The following is a 17,793-nucleotide window of genomic DNA, read 5'->3' as shown; positions in this document are numbered from 1 at the left end:
CGTCGCTCAGGCGGCAACGCCCTCGTAGCTCAGGGGATAGAGCACTGCCCTCCGGAGGCAGGTGTCGCAGGTTCGAATCCTGCCGAGGGCACACTTCCGATCAGGCTAACCACCGTTCACCAGTCCAAACTGGACGGTTTTCGGCATGGCTTCTGTGATAGTGAGTCGCGGTGACGACCATTCCCGCCGGACCGACCGCTCTCGTTGATGCGGTGGCGACTGCTGACACACAGGTCCGTCAACTCCGCACCGACGTCACCCTGACCGAACTACTCGCCAGTCAGCTGGCCCCTTTTGCACGCCGGTGGCAGTACCCGGCACCCATATCAGTGCATGGTCACCAAGCACGTGCAGCCGTTGCTCGGACACCTGCGGCTCTCCACGATCACGTCGGTACTGCAGGCGTGGTCAGAGCCTCGCGGTGTTGTCGATCCAGGTTTGCAGAGCATCGGCTTGGTCGCGTTGGCCGAGTTCTCGTCGAACTTCGAAGAGCCGGCGTGCCGCCTGCCGTTCGCTTGGCTACCTCCGGGTGATGCTCTCGTCCGAGTTCCGGCTCAGCCGAGCACCGTGCCCGAGTTCGCGGTGTTTCGGTTGCGCTTACGGGAGAACGCACCCAGGTCGATCTCCAGGCCGGTGCGCGGGGCCCGGAACCGGACGGGCGACGCGTCGTGGTCGGCGCCGTTCTCCACCTGGTCGATCAGCTCCGTCATCAGCTGCCCCACGACCGGCGCGTTCTTGAACTGGTTGCCGCTCGTTCCGATCGCGAGATAGAAGCCCTCGAGGTCGGTGCGGTCGTAGATCGGAGTCCAATCGTCGGCGACGTCGTAGACGCCCACCACGCCGCGCGCCCGGTTGGGCACCGCCAGGTCGGGCAGTCGCCGCGCGGCCCGCGTCACCTGGGCCTCGAAGACCGCGGCCGTCGGGTGGATTTCCACGGCGTCCGGGTCGTCGGTCCACTGCAGCGGATCACACTCCGGTTCCGTTCCACCGACGAGCAGTCCCCCGGCTTCACCGCGGAAGTAGGTGCCCAGATCCATGTCCGCCACCACGGGCCCTCCGTAGCCCTCCGGGACCGGCACGTGCGCTACTTCCTGCCTCATCGGTCGCACACCGACCGTGAAATCGGAACCCACGCCTGCCAAGCGATTCATCGCACCCGACCACGGACCGGCCGCGTTGACCACGACGGCACAGGGAATCCGGGTGCCGTCCGACAGCCGCACCGACGTCACACGCCCGCCTGCCTTCTCCACTGCAGTCACCGCGCCGCGGAAGCGGAACTCCGCCCCGCGTGCCGAGGCCGCGGCGGCGAGGTTCACGGCGGCGAGGCCCGGGTCCGAGACGTAACCGGCGTCCGGGGTGTACACCCCACCGAGCGAGTGTTTCGCGTCTTCCCAGAATTCCTCGTCGTCGAGCCGCTTCGGCGGCCAATAGCGGCCGGTGTCGATACCTGGGACGCGCTCGGCCAACGTCGCGCTGTCCCATTCCTCGTAGGGAACACCGATCGTGTCGAACAGCGGAAGCCACGACGTACGCGGAGCCGCCTCGACGTCCAGCATGACCAGCCCGCTCTTGCGGAACATCGCGAGGTCGCCGACGTCGTACCCGAGGTGGCCGGCCCAGTCGAGCCAGCCGAAATGCGCCTCCCACGCCGTCGCCACCCCGGCGGTGGTGGAGAAGTTGAACCGGACGATCGCACTCGATGCCGCGGTCGATCCTTGTCCGGGCCCTGCGGCCCGATCGAGCACGATCACCTGGTGCCCCGCCCGGGCAAGCTCAAGGGCGATCGACGAACCGATCACCCCTGCCCCGATCACGACCACGTCGGCGCTCGGGCGCTTACCGGGCACGGCAGGTCCTGAGGTAGCTGAGGAACGAAGCCTGCAGCCCGGTCACGTGCGTTTCGCGCAGGACCGCACTGGTGACGGCTTCGCCGCGTGCGGTGAGGCGGTGCAGGACGGTGGCCGTGTTCTTCGTGAGGCTTTGGTAGATGGGCAGTTCGCCGAGCAGCTCTTGCTCGTTGAGGGTCACGTGCAGCTTGGCGGCAGGGTGCCGGTCACCCATTTCTCGGAGCTGGGTGAAGATCTGGCTGTCTTCACTGGCGACGCCGGGGCTGCCCGCTCCGATGCTCTCGAAGAGTGTGTTGCCGGTGAGCCAGGTGTAGAGGCTGAACAGGCCGCCGTAGGAGTAGCCGAAAAGACCGTGACCGCTCGTGGCGGTGTCGTAGTCACGTTCGATCCTCGGGTGCAGTTCCGTGGTGAGGAAGCTCAGGAACGCGTCGGCGTGAGTGTCGCGTAGTTCGGCGAGGTAGGCGTCGGATTCTTCGCGGGTCCTCGCACCCGCTTGAACTCCCATCTCCACGGCGTCGATGAGTTCCTTGGCGATGGGCTCGCCGGGCGGCACGAGGTCCCTGTTGCGCAGCCGGTCCCAGTGCTGTGCTTCCTCGCCCGCGTAGCCGACGCTGACCTGGATGTAGGGCTGGATCCGCTGCATGGGGTCCGCCTGGGTGACGATGAGCGGAGCGGTCTGGCCCACGGCGAAGTTGCCGTCGAGCACGTACACGGCAGGCGTTCGCGTCGTGGCGGGGTCGTGACCCGGTGGTGTGGTGACCCAGACGCCGTAGTCGTGCCCACCGCTGGAGCGCATCTCGAAGTAGTCGGTGTCGGCGAGGCAGCCCTGCCACATGGTGGTCATCGAAGGTCCTTCACGATTCGGCCGGCCTTGAGAACGAGGACGGCATTGGCGGGATCAGCGAACAGCCCGGGGTCTTCGACCGGGTTGCCGTTCCACAAAACGAGGTCTGCCTGCGCGCCGGGAGCGATGACCCCGACTTGTCCAGGCAGGCCGAGAATCTCGGCGTTGGTCTTGGTGGCCGCCACGAGGGCTTCCATCGGCGTCTCGAGTTCTGCACGCAACCTGAGTTCTTCGCCTCGGCGGTGCTGTGCCGGGCCGATGAGGTCGGAACCCAGCCCGACCCGTACTCCGGCCTCCTTGGCGACGGCGAGCGCCTCGGTCATCCGCTCGCGGACACCCAGCACACGATCGCGGGTCGATGCGTCGAGGCCGGCGCCGGCGGTGTCGTGCAGGAGTTGCTCGACGACGGCGAACGTGGGCACGAGGGCGACGTCGCGAGTGGCCATCAGGGTGGCCGTGGACTCGTCGAGGTCGGTGCCGTGTTCGACACAGCGCGCCCCGGCCTCGACCGCGTTCCGGATGCCGTCGTTGTTGTGGGCGTGAACCGTCACATAGGTGCCCCGCGCCGCGGCTTCCTGGACGGCGACGGCGATCTCCTCGACGGTGAACTGGGTGTCGGTCAGCCGGTCGTGCGCCCCGACCACTCCGCCGGTCACGCAGAGCTTCAGGAAGGAGGCTCCGCGACGAAAGGCTTCGCGCACGTTGGCTCGCAGCTCATCCGCGTTGCCCGACATCATCGACAGGGCGCACAGCCCCGGAACGTGATGGCTGCTCCACAGCTCGGTGGGTTCCCACTCGGCTCCGTAGTAGCCGTGCCCGCCGATCTGGCACTGAACAGGTCCGCAGGACAGGACGCGTGGCCCTCTGACCTTGCCCTTGGCGATCGTGGTGACGAGACCGCCGTCGATCCCGCCGGTGTCCCGGACGGTGGTGAAACCGGCATCGAGCGCCGCGCCGGCCGTGGCGAAGATGTCCGCCGCGAGCTCAGCGGCACTGATCTGAAACGAGAACTGCGGCTGGATCGGGCTCGACAAGCCCAGGTGAACGTGGGCGTCGATGAGGCCGGGCGTCATCGTCAGGCCTCCGGCCTCGATGCGCTCACCGCGTGCGCCGGAGGCACAGACCTGGGTGATATGCCCGTCTTCAACGGTGACATCGACGTCGACCGGCTCGCGACCCGTTCCGTCGACGACCGTCGCGCCGACTACCTGAACACGTCCCACGAGTCGTTCCCTCCATCGTTGCGAGCCGGCTGCGACCATGTGCCGAGCAGCACGCCACATCAGCCGGTCTTTTCCAATGGATAAACTGCGGGAGTGATCTTGTCAAGCGCGGAACGCAGGGGCGACGCACGCGAGCGCCTCCTGGCTCGGCTTCTCGACGCCTTCGGAGAGGCGCTTCCCGCGCCGGAGGTGTCGCTCCGTGAGATCGCCGCCCGGGCCGAGACCAGTCACGCCCTCCTGCGATACCACTTCGGGTCACTCCCAGGTGTGTTGGCGGCCATGCTCACGGCACAGCGATCCCGGGACAACGAGGCGCTTTTCGAGGCCGCCCGGCACGGCACCTTCGACGACCTCATCGTGGCGATCTGGCAGACCTACACCCGGCCGGAGCAGCTGTCGCGTGTCCGCGGCTTCTTTCACGTGGCAGGACTCGCCGCGTACAACCCACAGGACTTTCGTGAGTTCATCGACTCCCTCGACGACCTGACCAAGATGCTGGCCTCGCTCGCGGAACGCGAAGGGCTCGAGGCCAAGGAAGCGCTGACCATGGCCACCGTCACCATCGCCGCGATTCGCGGCCTGCTCCTTCAAGAGGTCCTGACGCCGGCGGTCCACTCGGAGGACGCGGTCGCCTTGATCCTGCGCATGAGCAAGAACCGATCCGTTCCACGGACACGCCCCGGGCGTTGAACAGGTGGCCGCCTTTCGCCACAACCCTCTCGACGCCTACCTCCCGGACAATGTCGGCGGGCCAACGCACCACAGGACACACCTGTTCGGTTAGCCCGATCGCTCCCTCGCGCGGTGTTGATCCGCGCGCGTCGACACGCGAAACGCGATCTCCGTCAAAGCGGCAAAGATCATCCCATTCTTCGAAATCGGGTTTCGCGAAAGAACCGCGGCGCGTTCCGCCATTTGGCGTCAGGAATTCCCTGGAAGTATTTCACCGACCGGTTTACGAGCTTCCTTCCGTCCGACGGGCCCCAGACCAGGTTGCGTGCCTCCCGGGCTCCCGTCAAGCGGCTCGGTTCCGTTCGGTGGCGCGACGACGGAGGGTAGCCGGGAAACTCGACGGCACCACACAAAAGTCACCATGGCCCGCGCGCGCCGGTCGAACACCCAGGCGACGCACGATCGCGACTCGCGGACCTTGACAACCACTCGAACCAGCTCGAATATTGAAAAGGTTTGATATTCACCAAGTGTTCTGGGGGCTGGAAGATGTTAAACTGGCATAAGGTGAAAGCTGCCGATGGCACGCAGATCCCCGCGGCCAGAAGGGAAGACGAGTGGGTCGCGGTCGGCTCCGACCCGCCGCTCGGCGAGGTCGTCGAGGTCCCGCTCGACGCGTTGTCCGTGCAAGACTCCCCACGGGCGGCGGGCGTGGATCCCGCGTACGCCCGGGTGCTCGCGGAGACGGATGCCCCGCTTCCGCCGATTCTCGTCCACCGCTCCACGATGCGGGTGATCGACGGAACGCATCGGCTCCAGGCGGCGAAGCTGAAGAACGCCACCGCGATCAACGTCCAGTTCTTCGACGGGGACGAGCAGGCGGCCTTCATCCTCGCGGTGAAGACGAACATCGCGCACGGCCTGCCGCTTTCCCTCGCCGACCGCAAGGCCGCCGCCTGCCGGATCCTCGGCACCCGGCCCCACTGGTCCGACCGGGCGATCGCGGCGGTCACCGGCCTTTCGCACAAGACGGTCGGCAAGTTGCGCCGGCGTTCGAGTGGGGAAGTTCCCCAGTCGAACGCCCACGTCGGCCGCGACGGCCGCGTCCGCGCGCTCGATCCGGCGCAGGGCCGCCGTCGCGCCCACGAGCTGCTCACGAGCAATCCCTCCGCTTCGATCCGCGAAATCGCGCGTGGCGCGGGTGTTTCCCTCGCGACCGCGCACGACGTACGTCATCGGCACCTCCAGGGCGAGAAGAGCCCGGCAAGCCCCACCGCCAGGCCGCGTACCCGCCCGGCCGAGGGCGGTGATCAGGCGGGAACGGACCCCCAGGCGGCCGTGGAACGGCTCCGCTCGGACCCCACCATCCGGTACACCGAGTCCGGCCGCACCCTGGTGCGATTGCTGGACGGGCATCTGAACGACCGGGACGAATGGGATCAGGTCGCCAGGAACATTCCCGAACACCGGCTGGAATTGATCTCCGAACTCGCCAAGGCCCGGGCGGAGGACTGGCGGCAGTTCGCGGAACTGCTGCAGAAGCGCAAGCGCTGATCTGACGACGAAGGGGGCTTTCCGCGCGCACGATGCGCGGAAAGCCCCCTTCGTGTCGTTCCATGGTGATCTTTCCTCACGTAACGGCGCGATAATCGACGAAGACCTGCGCCCCGGACTGTTGCGGATCGCGGACGATTCGGGCGACAATAGGTGTCGAATCGCCAGTCCGGACGGAAATCCGGACGCACTGGGAGGCGCGGCGGCGAGCACACTGGGGTGATTTCCGCCGTCGTGATCATCGAATTCACCGCCGCTTTCACATGCGGCGAAATCACCATTCAGCACTCATCCATCCGCGCGCTTGTGCGCGGATTCAGCAAAGGGGACACATGAACGCGGAAGACGCGCGGGCGGAATTGCGTCAGCAGATTTTCTCCCTGCTGACCGAGGTCGCGGGCGGTGTTCTGGAGAACCAGACCATCGAAGCGGACACGGAGTTCCCCGAGACGGGTATGAGCTCCATCGAGTACCTGGCGCTCATCGAGAAGATCGAGACGAAGCTCGACGTGTTCATCGACCTCGAAGAGAACGAGGATCTGACCACTGTGGACAAGTTCTGCGACTACCTGCTCGAACAGGTGCCGTCGGCCTGACGCAGCACGATCGCCCACCTCCGGACAAAGGATCGAAATGAACGCAAAGGCATTCGGCTGCTTCCTGCCTCCCTTCCACGACCCTTCGGTCAGCCCGCACGCGTCGCTGAAGCGCGACATCGAACTGTGCGGCCTCGTCGACGACCTGGGTTTCGACGAGATCTGGCTCGGCGAGCACCATTCCAGCGGATGGAGCACGCTCAGTTCGCCCGAAATGCTGATGGCGGCGCTGGCCCGTGAGACGCGCCGGATCCGGTTCGCCACGGGAGTGATCCCGCTGCCCTATCACCACCCTTTGCATGTCGCGGAACGGATCACACTGCTCGATCACCTCACCGCGGGCCGGGCGATCCTGGGCGTCGGCACGGGAACCTACGTCCACGACATGGAAATGATCGGGGTGGACCCGGCTTCGGTCCGCGACCATTTCCGCGCGGCGCTGGGGACGGTGCAGGCACTCCTCAACGGCGAGACGGTCAACACCACGACACCGTGGTTCACCGTGAAGAAAGCGGTGCTCCAGCTCCAGCCGCTGAGGGGGCCCGGCACCATCGAGACCGTCGTCGCGTCCTCGCTGAGCCCGGCCGGAATCGAGCTCCTCACCGACACGTCGACGACCCCGACCGTCCACGTGGCACCGCCGTGGGGCGCCATCAGGCCCGGAATGGACCCCGACCCGGTCGGCGCGCTGATCGAGCGCATCGACGCCTACCGGAACAAATCCGCGGGAGGAACCCGGATCCGCTGCAACGTCTTCGTCCACATCGCGGATTCCCCCGCCGCGGGCGTCGAGGAACTGCTGGAAGGCTTTTCCGCGCTGCGCCGCGGTCTGTACCGGGGCACGCTGGGCATGCCCATCCCGGATTCGCCGGTCGCGCACCGCAAGACGCTGCAGAACCTCGTCGACACGGGCGGGTTCATCGTCGGCGACGCCGCGACCTGCGCCGCCAGGATCAGGGAGCTGGTGAACCGGATCGGCGACCCGGTTTCGCTGAACTTCTTCGTACCCAGGTGGGTTTCGCACCGAGCGACCCTCGACCAGCTGACCGCGCTCGCGCACGAGGTCGTGCCCGCCCTCGTCGGCGGCTACGACGGCACCACCGAATCGCTCCGGCTCACTTCGGAAGAGGCCGCGCGCCAGTTGAAATCCCGGACCGAACTGGTCGGCAACGGAGGTGACAAATGAGCTCGGCACCGGTGAAACTGGACTTCAGTTCCGACGAATTCCTCGCCGACCCCTGGCCCATCTACAAGGAGCTCCGGCGGTCGGATCCGGTGCACTGGTCGGCGGCGTTCAACGCCTTCCTGGTCACCAGGTTCGAAGACGTCCAGGCCCTGCTGGCCGACCGCGAGGTCGGCAGCGGCTTCCCGATGCGCAGCAGCCGCCGTCTGTTCGGCCGGACGTTGCTGGACACCGACGGGCCCCGCCATCGCGATCTGCGGAAGCTGTTCATGCCGCTGTTCGCCGGCGCGTCGGTGAAGCGGCTGCGCACCGAGATCCTCGTCCCCGCGGTGGACCAGGTCCTCGACTCGATCGAGGCCGAAATGGGCACCGGGAACGAGGTCGACGTCGAGTTCATGGAGCGGGTCGCGGTCGGGGTGCCCTACGCGATGGTCACCCGGTTGTTCGGGTTGCCGCCGGAGGACGCGGCCTGGCTGCGTCCCCGGGTGCTGCCGCTGGCCGGTGCGATCGAGTTCCCGGCGACCTCGCTGGATTCGGCGCTCGCGGCCAAGGCGGAGCTGATCGACTACTTGAAGGGCAAACTCGCCGAACGCCGCGAGGGCGGCCGGATGCCGTTCCTCGATCTCGTCTTCCCGCCGGGCGATCCGCTCGACGAATCCATGCTGGGCACGGCGACGCTGTTCCTGCTCGCGGGCACCGAGACGAGCGTCGCGACCATCGGCAAGATCATGTACGCCGTGCTGGCGCACGATGTCGACCTGTCGACACTGGCGGACCAGGAGTACCGCACCCAGGTGGTGCGCGAGACGCTGCGGTGGGAACCGCCGAGTCACACCATCCTCCGGTACGCGACCAGGGACCTGAACCTGCACGGGGTGGACGTCCCGCGCCGGTCCGCGCTCCTGCTGTCGCTGGGCAGCGCCAGCCGTGACGAGAACGCGTTCGAGGACCCGGACTCCTGGCGTCCCGAGCGGACCGACCAGCGCCTGCTGGCGTTCTCGTCCGGCCCGCACACCTGTCTGGGCATCCAGCTGGCGCTGGCGGAGTTCGACACGCTGTTCGAGCGGTTGTCGCACCGGTTCGGTGGTGTCCGGCTCAGCGGTTCGCTCGACGGCGTCCGGCCGGGATTCTGGCGGCTGCGGGAACGCGGCCACATCTTCCGGCGGCCCGACCACCTCCATGTCCGGCTGGAGCGCAACCGCGATGCCTGACGCGCTCACCGTTCCCTACGATCTGACGACCGAGCTCGCGGCCGAACCCTCCGAGTACCAACGCGCGAAGGTGGTGCTCGCCGCGTTCGCGGTGACCCTGTGCCGGTGGACGGCGGCGACCGAGGCCGCGATCTCGGTCTCCGGGCGGGTGATCCGGATCCAGGTCGACGACAAGGCCCGGGTCGAGGACTTCCTGGGTTCGGTCCACCCGGTCGGCGTCGCCGAGGACGGGCCGGTGGATCTCGTGCTCGCCTCCCTGCACCCGGATCTGCGGTCCGGGGAGGCCCGCTTCGTCACCGAGGTACCCGACGCCGAGCACGGTTTCCTCGCCGACGTCGCCGCCGCGGTGGGTGAACTGGCCTTCCTCGACGGTTCGCTGGAGGACGTGCGCTGCATCGCGCCGGAACGCCGCCGGATCGTCGGCTCACTGGCCGGCGCCGACCTTCCTCCGGCGGACATCGAAACCCTTTTCCTGGAGCAGGTGCGGCTTCACCCGGAACAGGTCGCGGTCCGTGACGCGCAGGCCGAGCTGACCTACGGACGGCTCGCGCGAGCGGCCGATCGGTACGCCGGCGTCCTGCGGCGCGCCGGGGTCCGGCCCGGTGACACGGTGCTCGTCGCGACCAAGAGGTCGGCGGGCGAGATCGTGGCGCTGCTCGCGATCGTCCGTGCCGGAGCCGCGTACGCGGGGTTCGACGACGACGCGCCGGAAGCCCGGTTGGCGCGGATCATCGGCAAGCTGGCGCCCACGGCCGCGGTGGTCGACGCCGCCACGGCCGGCCATCCCGTCCTCCATGGGCTCACCCGGGTCGATTCCTGGGTCCCCGGCGAGGAAATCGACGCGGATCCCGAGCCCGTACCCGCCCACGACGATCCACAAAGGACCGCCTACGTCGCGTTCACCTCGGGATCCACCGGTGAACCGAAGGGGGTCGTCGTCCCGCATCGCGCGGTCACGCGGCTCGCGCGGACGACGGAGCTCCAGCCGCGCCCGGGTGACCGGGTCCTGCGGATGGCGCCGCTGGCCTTCGACGCGTCGACGTACGAGATCTGGGTGACCTTGCTCAACGGCGCGACGCTGGAGGCCTTTCCCGGACGGCTTCCGACCGTCAGGGCGCTCGAGAAGTTCTTCGCCGAGCGGAAGGTCTCCGTCGCCTGGCTGACCGCCAGCCTCTTCCGGCTGGTCGCGAACTCCCGGCCGCAGGCGCTCGCCGGACTCCGCCGGCTGCTGAGCGGAGGCGAGGTCGTACCGCACGACGCGGCGGCACGGGTGCTCGAGACCTACCCCGGCCTGGTGCTCACGAACGGCTACGGGCCCACCGAGAACACCACGTTCACGACCACGCACACCGTACGCGCCGGCGCGGAGATCGACGGCCCCCTGCCCATCGGCAGGCCGATCGCCGGCACGAAGGTCTTCGTGCTCGACCGTAACGCCCGGCTCGTCCCGCCCGGCGGCGTCGGCGAGCTGTACGCGGCCGGATCGGGACTCGCCGACGGGTACCTGGACGACGAGACCGAGACGAAGCGGCGCTTCGGCCACTTCTCCCCCGACGTGGACGAACGCCTGTACCGCACGGGCGATCTGGTCCGGCTCGCCCCGGACGGGAACGTGGTTTTCCTCGGCCGCGCGGACAAGCAGGTCAAACTCGACGGGCATCGCATCGAAACCGAGGAGATCGGCACCATCCTCGCCGGTCATCCCGGTATCCGCGACGCCGTGATCGTCGTTTCCCGGCGGGAGGACCACAGCCCTCAGCTCGTGGCGGCCATCGTCGTGAACCCCGGCCAGGACACCGAACCCCGCACCTTGCGCGCGTATCTGTCGCGGCAGCTCCCGAGCTACGCGTTACCCGCCCTCTGGGTGGTGGTCGACGAGATCCCGCTGACCCGCAACGGGAAAGTCGACGAACAGGCCCTGATCGCGAACGCCCGATGAAGGAGAAATCGATGAGGTTGTCGCTCGGGCAGGAGCGGCTGTGGCTGGTGCAGCAACTCGACCGGACCAGTGCCGCGTACAACATCCCGATCGTCTTCCGGTTCCACGACGGTGTCGACCTCGACGCGCTCGACCGGGCGCTCGGCGCGCTCGTCGAACGGCATCCGGTGCTGCGCTGGCGGTTCGTCGTGGACGAGTCCGGGACGCCCGCCGCCGTGCCGACGCCGGGTTTCCGCATCCCGGTCGCCCGGCGCACCGCGGCCGACGACGACTGGCGGAAGCACACGGCCGACCTGGTCAGCGAGCCGTTCGACCTCGCGGCGGCGCCGCCCATCCGCGCGATGGTCGTCGAATGCGCCGACGGGTCGGCGGTGCTGTGCGTGGTGAACCACCACATCATCACCGACGGGCGGTCCATCCAGATCGTGACCGAGGACGTCGTCAAGCTGTACCGCTCGGAGACCCTCGCGCCGCTGGAGGTGACTTACGAGGAGTACGTCGCGGCGCAGCGCGCGGCCGCCGGTTCGGTGGCGGAGCACATCGACTACTGGCGGCGCGAGCTCGACGGCTTCGAGCCGCTGCGGCTGCCGACGGACCGGCCGCGATCGGGCAACCCCGGCTTCGCGGGCGACCACGTCGATTTCGCGCTCTCCGCCGAACTCACGAAGGCCTTCGGTTCCTTCGCCCTGCGAAACCGATGCGCGCTGTCCAGCGCCGTGGCCGCGGTGTTCCAGGCATTGCTGTCCCTCCATTCCGGACAGGAGGACATCACGATCGGCACGGTACTGGCCGGCCGTGACGACCGCCGGTTCGCCGACGTCCTCGGCTTCTTCGTGAACACCGTGGTGCTGCGCGCCCGCATCACGCCGTCGATGTCCTTCCGCGAGCTGCTGAAGGTGACGCGCACCAAGATGGTCGACGCCTACGCCCATCAGCAGGCGCCGTTCGACCAGGTGGTCGCGGAGGTCCGGCCGGAACGGGACGCCGGGCGCAACGCGATCTTCGACGTCGTGGTCGTGCACAACGGCGAGATCCCCGCCGACGGCGAAGGCGAGATCACCAGCGTGCCCTGGGCCGGGGTGGCGACCCGGTTCGACCTGGAACTGGTCACCCATGTGCAGGACGGCAAGTTGCACGGTTCCCTGGTGTTCCGCACCGGCCTTTTCGACCGCTCCACCGCCACCCGGCTCGTCGGCAGGCTCGTCCGGCTGGTCGAACACATGCTGGAACACCCCGACGAGCCGCTTTTCGAGGCACTGCGCGGGCAGCTCGAATACTGGCGCAAACACCTCGACGGCCTGCCCGCGGCGCTGGAGCTGCCGACGGATCGCGCTCGCCCGGCGGTGGCGTCCTATCGCGCCGGCTCGCTCCCCTTCGACGTGGACCCCCGGGTCCGTGAAGCGGGGAGCCGTCACGACGCCACCCTTTTCATGACGCTGCTGGCGGCCTTCGACGTCGTGCTGTCCCGCTACGCGCGCACCACCGATGTCACGGTCGGTGTTCCGGTGCCCGAGGCGAAGATGCTGGTGCTGCGCACCGATCTTTCCGGTGATCCCACCTTCGCGGAGCTGCTCGGCCGCGTACGGGAGACCACGCTCGGCGCGTACGCGAACCAGGACGTCCCGTTCGAGCGTCTCGTCGAGGAAGTGGCGCCGCGGCGGGACTTCAGCCGCACCCCGCTCGCACAGGCCGTGCTCCGGGTGGTGGACGAGCCGCTGTCGGCCGTCGCACCGGTCGGCACCCGCTCGGAACCGTTCGATCTCGAATGCCTCGTGTCGGACCGGGAGGGGGTGCTGGAAGCGCGGATCGACTACAACGCCGAAGTGTTCGACCAGGTGACGATCGAACGTTTCGTCCGGCACTTCCGGCGGCTGCTCGAGTCCGCCGAGCCGGAGCGGCCGCTATCCGCTTGGCCGATGATGAGCGATTCCGAACGTCGCCTGCTGACGGAGGAATGGAACGACACGGCCGCGGAGCTGCCCTCCCCGGCGACAGTGCCCGCCGTGTTCGCCGCGCGGGTGCTCGACCGTCCACAAGCGACAGCGCTGGTCTGCGGCGACGACTCCGTGACCTATGCGGAGCTCGACGTCCGGTCCAACCGGCTCGCGCACCGGTTGCGGGCACTGGGCGCCGGGCCGGGAACGGTCGTCGGTGTCTGCCTTCCGCGCTCCCTCGGCCTGATCACCGCGTTGCTCGCGATCCTCAAGACCGGCGCCGCGTATCTGCCCATCGACCCCGGATATCCCGAGGAGCGCCAACGGCTCCTGCTCGCCGACGGCCAGGCGCGGCTGGTGATCACGACCGATCTGATCGCCGACCCCACCCTCGAACAGGAACGATCGACCGCGCTCGACATCGAGGTGGGGCCGCATGACCTGGCCTATGTCATCTACACCTCCGGCTCGACCGGCCGCCCCAAAGGCGTCGAGATCGAGCACCGGTCGATCATCCGGCTGGTCACCGGACTGCCGGACGGCGTCCTCGGCCCGGACGAGGTGGTGCTGCACGCGTCGGCGATCTCCTTCGACGCGGCCACCTTCGAGATCTGGGGCGCCCTGCTCACCGGAGCGACGTGTGTCCTCTCCACCGAACGCGTGCTCACCGCCCGGCCGCTCGCGGACGCGATCACCCGGCACCGGATCAGCACGGCGTGGCTGACGTCATCGTTGTTCAACCACATCGTCGACGAGGACACCGCGGCGCTGACCGGGCTCCGCACTCTGCTCGTCGGCGGCGAAGCCCTGTCCGTCACCCATGTCCGCCGCGCCGTCGCCGCGCTGCCCGGCACGAAGTTCTTCAACGGGTACGGCCCCACCGAGTGCACGACGTTCACCACGTGTCACCCGATCCCCGCCCCTGTTCCCGAAGGCGTCAAGGGAATCCCCATCGGCCGTCCGCTCGGGAACACGCGGGTGTACGTCCTCGACGAACGCGGCGGGCTCACGCCGACCGGGGTACCGGGCGAACTCCACGTGGCCGGGCCCGGTGTCGCACGGGGCTACCGGGGACAGCCGGAACTCACCGCGGAACAGTTCGTTCCCCACCACGAGCCGACCGGTGAGCGGCTCTACCGGACCGGGGACATCGTGCGGTACGACGCCGACGGCGATCTGGAGTATCTCGGTCGCGTCGACGACCAGGTCAAGATCCGCGGCTTCCGCGTCGAACCCCGCGAGATCGAAGCCGCGCTGCTGGCCCGGCCGGAGATCACCCAGGCCGCCGTCGTAGCCCGTGAAGACGGCTCGGGTCAGAAGCGGCTCGTCGCCTATCTGAAGGGCGCTGTCGACGACACGGCTCTGCGTGCCGGGTTGCGCCGCGAACTGCCCGAGTACCTGGTGCCCGCGGCGTTCGTGTCGCTTCCCGAACTCCCGTTGACCCTCAACGGAAAGCTGGACGTCCGGGCGCTCCCGGAACCCGAGGACGACACCCGGGAGGACGAGGTCGCCCCGCCGCGCAACCCGACCGAGGAGAAGCTGGCGGCGATCTGGGCACAGGTCCTCGGCCGGGAAACCGTCGGCAGGGACGAAAGCTTCTTCGACGTCGGCGGGCACTCACTGAAGGCCGCGCAGCTCGCCGTCCGGATCGGCGAAACCCTGCGGATCGACCTGCCACTGCGGACGCTGTTCGAGCGGCCCACGATCGCGAAGCTGGCCGAAGAGATCAACGGCGACCGGCGGACCTCCGTGCGTTCGTTCGATCCGCGGGCCTTGGTGCGCGGAGTCCTCCCGGAATCGTTGCCACCGCGGGGATCCGATGCCGTCTCGGAGGTCCTGCTCACCGGCGCCACCGGATTCGTCGGCGCGTACCTGGTCCGCGAGTTGCTGACGCGCGAGAACCTGCGGGTGCACTGCCTCGTCCGTGCCGCCGACGAGCGGGCGGGATGGCTGCGGCTGCGCGAAAATCTGGACCGCTACGGCCTGCGGGACGACGTCGACGAGAAGCGGATCAGCGTCGTCCCCGGCGATCTCGCGGCACCAGGACTCGGCCTCGCCGACGCGGTGTTCGCGCGGCTCGCGGGCGAAATCGGCCTGATCTGCCACAACGGCGCCTGGGTCGACGCGCTCTCCAGCTACGAACAACTCGAAGGCGCCAACGTGGGCGGGACCCGCGAGCTGATCCGGCTGGCCGCCACCACCCGGCTCAAGCGGCTGCAGTTCGTGTCGACCATTTCCGCCGGCGAGGAGAACGGCTCCCGCAGCGGATACGCGGAGACCAAGGCGCACGCGGAACAGCTGATCATCACCGCGTCCGAGCACGGGATACCGGCCGAGATCTGCCGTCTGCCCCGGATCGTCGGGGATTCGAAGACCGGGCAAGGGAACACGCGGGACATCATGCTGCGGGTGCTGCGGAACATCCTCGATCTCGGCGCCGCCCCCGGCACCGAGATCGAGGAACCGTGGATCGCGGTGGACGAGACGGCGGGCGCGCTCGCCCGGCTCGGCCTGGACCGGCGGCCGGACGGTGGCCGGTTCGTGCTGGCGGGCGAACGGCCGATGCGCCTCACGTACCTGGTCGAACTCCTGCGGGCCTCCGGTACCGAGATCGGCACCCTGCCCGTGGCCGACTGGCTCTCGGCTCTCGAAGCCCGTTCCCCCGAGGAACACGCCATCCTGAAGCCGCTCTTCGGCTCCACTTCGTCGAGCGGCCGCCCGAGCAGCGAATTCGAGCCCGTCGTGGTGCCGAGCCCCGACGACGGCGCGCTGCTCCGTTACGTCGACCGAATGCTCGTCCGAACCTCCACAGAAGGGCTGTCACGCCAATGACCCGTGAGCACCGGATGGCCCTGTACCGGTCCATGAAACTGATCCGGGAGTTCGAAGAACGCTGCCTGGCGATGGCCATCGCCGGGGAGATCGACGGCGGGATCCACCCGTACATCGGGCAGGAGGCCGTCGCCGTGGGCATCTGCGCGAACCTGACCGAGCGCGACGGCATCACCAGCACCCACCGGGGACACGGTCACGTACTGGCGAAGGGCGCGGAACCGCGCCGCCTGCTCGCCGAACTCCTCGGCACCCTCGAAGGGTTCAACAAGGGCCGCGGCGGATCGATGCACGCGGCGGACATGAAGCTGGGCATCCTGGGCGCCAACGGAATCGTCGGCGCGGGCGGCGCGATCGCCTCCGGCGCCGCGTGGGCGGCCAAGGCCCGGGGTGACTCGGAGGTCGTCGTCAGCTTCTTCGGCGACGGCGCGATGAGCCAGGGTGTCCTGCTGGAGGCCTTCAACCTGGCCGCGATCTGGTCGCTGCCGGTGTTGTTCGTCTGCGAGAACAACCAGTACGCGACGAGCCTCAAACTCGAAGCGGGGCTGGCGGGAGGCGCGACCCGGCGCGCCGAAGGCTTCGGGCTGGTTTCGCGCAGTGTCGACGGCATGGACGTCGAAGCGGTGGAGAGCGCCGCGGCGGAACTGCTCGAAGGGGTTCGCGCGGGGCGGGGCCCGGCGTTCCTGGAATGCCGGACGTACCGGTTCTTCGGGCACCATTCCGTGCTCGAACTCCTCGGTGTCGAGTTCCGCGACCCCGACGAGGTCGCTCTTTGGCGCACGAAGGATCCGATCCCGCTGCTGGGCGATCAGCTCGGCGAGGACGTCGTCGCCGGGATCGACGCGGCTGTCAAGGAAACCATCGACGAGGCGGTCGAGTTCGCGAAGAACGCCCCGTCGCCCGATCCGAAGGACGCACTCATGTATCTGTACGCGGGAGCCACCGCCGTCCGGCCGGGGGTGATCCTGTGAGCGGGCTGCCTTCGCCGGAGAACTTCGGCTACATGCACGCGATGAATCGCGCCCTGCACGACGAGATGGCCGCCGACGAGGACGTCTTCCTGCTCGGGGAGGACGTCGGTGTCGGGGCGAGCGGAGTCACTTCGGGGCTGCTGCCCCGGTTCGGCCCGGAACGCGTGCTGGACACCCCGTTGTCCGAACAGGCTTTCACCAGTTTCGGGACCGGCGCGGCGATGGCGGGCAAGAAACCGGTGATCGAATTCCAGATCTCCTCGCTGATCTATCTGGTCTTCGAGCAGATCGTGAACCAGGCCCACAAGTTCTCCCTGATGACCGGCGGGCAGGTCCGGATCCCGGTCACGTATCTCGTGTCCGGATCGGGGTCGCGCTTCGGCTGGGCGGGCCAGCATTCGGACAACCCGTACAGCCTGCTCGCGCACGCGGGGATCAAGACCGTCGTCCCGGGTCTGGCCGCCGACGCGTACGGGCTGCTGCGGGCCGCGATCCAGGACCCGGATCCGGTGGCCGTGTTCGCTCCTTCTCCGCTGCTGGGCGCGACGGACGTCTCGTACGCGGGCGAAGAGGACATCGTGCCGCTGGGGCAGGCGAACGTCGTCCGGGAAGGCGGCGACCTGACGGTCGTGGCGGTGGGCCAGCACGTCGGCACGGCGATCGAGGTCGCCGAGAACCTCGCGGACCGGGTCGACATCGAGATCGTCGACCCGCGCACGGTCTACCCCTTCGATTGGGAGTGCCTGCGCAAATCGGTCGACAAGACCGGGCGGCTGATCGTGATCGACGACTCGAACCGCATGTGCGGGCTGGGCGCGGAGATCGTCGCGACGGCGGCCGAGGAATTCGACCTGGTGGCACCGCCGAGGCGGGTCTGCCGTCCGGACGGCACCGTCATCCCGTACGCCCTCGCGCTCGACAAGGCCCTGGTGCCCGGCGCGGCGGAACTGACGGCCGCCGTCAACGCGGCGCTGCGTTAGGAGG

Annotated in this window: 12 protein-coding genes and 1 tRNA gene; 10 read left to right on the top strand and 3 right to left on the bottom strand. The window is 68.5% G+C overall.

All coding sequences use genetic code 11. The features are described from left to right. The first annotated feature begins 18 nt into the window (after positions 1-18). Positions 19-91 (top strand) — tRNA-Arg (locus tag CVV72_RS36595). 463 nt (positions 92-554) lie between these two features. Here the strand turns inward: CVV72_RS36595 and CVV72_RS36590 are convergent. The 3 genes from CVV72_RS36590 to CVV72_RS36580 are packed head-to-tail and all read right to left on the bottom strand — an operon-like array spanning position 555 to position 3,917. Beyond that, positions 555-1,850 carry an FAD-binding oxidoreductase gene (locus CVV72_RS36590; RefSeq protein ID WP_219148809.1) on the bottom strand — a complete coding sequence of 432 codons (1,296 nt, stop codon included), beginning with the start codon at positions 1,848-1,850 and terminating at the stop codon, positions 555-557. Next, positions 1,840-2,694 (bottom strand): alpha/beta hydrolase, encoded by an 855-nt coding sequence (locus CVV72_RS36585; RefSeq protein ID WP_219148808.1) that lies wholly within the window; start codon positions 2,692-2,694, stop codon positions 1,840-1,842. The genes CVV72_RS36590 and CVV72_RS36585 overlap by 11 nt, the downstream gene beginning before the upstream one ends. Next, positions 2,691-3,917: an amidohydrolase family protein gene (locus tag CVV72_RS36580; protein ID WP_219148806.1), complete on the bottom strand. Its 1,227-nt coding sequence runs from the start codon at positions 3,915-3,917 to the stop codon at positions 2,691-2,693. The genes CVV72_RS36585 and CVV72_RS36580 overlap by 4 nt, the downstream gene beginning before the upstream one ends. 93 nt (positions 3,918-4,010) lie before the next feature. Here CVV72_RS36580 and CVV72_RS36575 point away from each other — a divergent pair, with 93 nt between their 5' ends. The 9 genes from CVV72_RS36575 (at position 4,011) to CVV72_RS36535 (ending at position 17,789) form a co-directional block, all read left to right on the top strand. Then, complete coding sequence (locus CVV72_RS36575) at positions 4,011-4,607, top strand: TetR/AcrR family transcriptional regulator (RefSeq protein WP_219148804.1); 597 nt, start codon at positions 4,011-4,013, stop codon at positions 4,605-4,607. 549 nt (positions 4,608-5,156) lie between these two features. Next, on the top strand, positions 5,157-6,143 hold the full coding sequence (locus CVV72_RS36570; RefSeq protein WP_255632378.1) for a ParB/RepB/Spo0J family partition protein: 987 nt from the start codon (positions 5,157-5,159) through the stop codon (positions 6,141-6,143). A 332-nt stretch (positions 6,144-6,475) separates the two neighbouring features. Continuing rightward, positions 6,476-6,739: an acyl carrier protein gene (locus CVV72_RS36565; RefSeq protein ID WP_034309004.1), complete on the top strand. Its 264-nt coding sequence runs from the start codon at positions 6,476-6,478 to the stop codon at positions 6,737-6,739. 37 nt (positions 6,740-6,776) lie between these two features. Next, complete coding sequence (locus CVV72_RS36560; RefSeq protein ID WP_219148800.1) at positions 6,777-7,925, top strand: LLM class flavin-dependent oxidoreductase; 1,149 nt, start codon at positions 6,777-6,779, stop codon at positions 7,923-7,925. Further along, positions 7,922-9,133 carry a cytochrome P450 gene (locus tag CVV72_RS36555; protein ID WP_219148798.1) on the top strand — a complete coding sequence of 404 codons (1,212 nt, stop codon included), beginning with the start codon at positions 7,922-7,924 and terminating at the stop codon, positions 9,131-9,133. Before CVV72_RS36560 ends, CVV72_RS36555 begins: the two co-directional genes overlap by 4 nt. Then, entirely contained in the window at positions 9,126-11,072 is a 1,947-nt protein-coding gene (locus tag CVV72_RS36550) for an amino acid adenylation domain-containing protein (protein ID WP_219148796.1), read from the top strand. The genes CVV72_RS36555 and CVV72_RS36550 overlap by 8 nt, the downstream gene beginning before the upstream one ends. Before the next feature lie 11 nt (positions 11,073-11,083). Beyond that, positions 11,084-15,838: a non-ribosomal peptide synthetase gene (locus CVV72_RS36545; protein ID WP_219148794.1), complete on the top strand. Its 4,755-nt coding sequence runs from the start codon at positions 11,084-11,086 to the stop codon at positions 15,836-15,838. After that, complete coding sequence (locus CVV72_RS36540; protein ID WP_219148793.1) at positions 15,835-16,809, top strand: thiamine pyrophosphate-dependent dehydrogenase E1 component subunit alpha; 975 nt, start codon at positions 15,835-15,837, stop codon at positions 16,807-16,809. The genes CVV72_RS36545 and CVV72_RS36540 overlap by 4 nt, the downstream gene beginning before the upstream one ends. Further along, positions 16,806-17,789, top strand: coding sequence for an alpha-ketoacid dehydrogenase subunit beta (locus tag CVV72_RS36535; RefSeq protein WP_219148790.1), 984 nt, complete (start codon positions 16,806-16,808; stop codon positions 17,787-17,789). The genes CVV72_RS36540 and CVV72_RS36535 overlap by 4 nt, the downstream gene beginning before the upstream one ends. Positions 17,790-17,793 lie beyond the last annotated feature (4 nt).

Source organism: Amycolatopsis sp. TNS106 (assembly GCF_019330265.1).
In the GTDB taxonomy this organism is placed as follows: Bacteria; Actinomycetota; Actinomycetes; order Mycobacteriales; family Pseudonocardiaceae; genus Amycolatopsis; species Amycolatopsis lurida.
The sequence above is the reverse complement of the archived record's forward strand: the minus strand, read 5'-3'. Positions and strand labels throughout refer to the sequence as shown.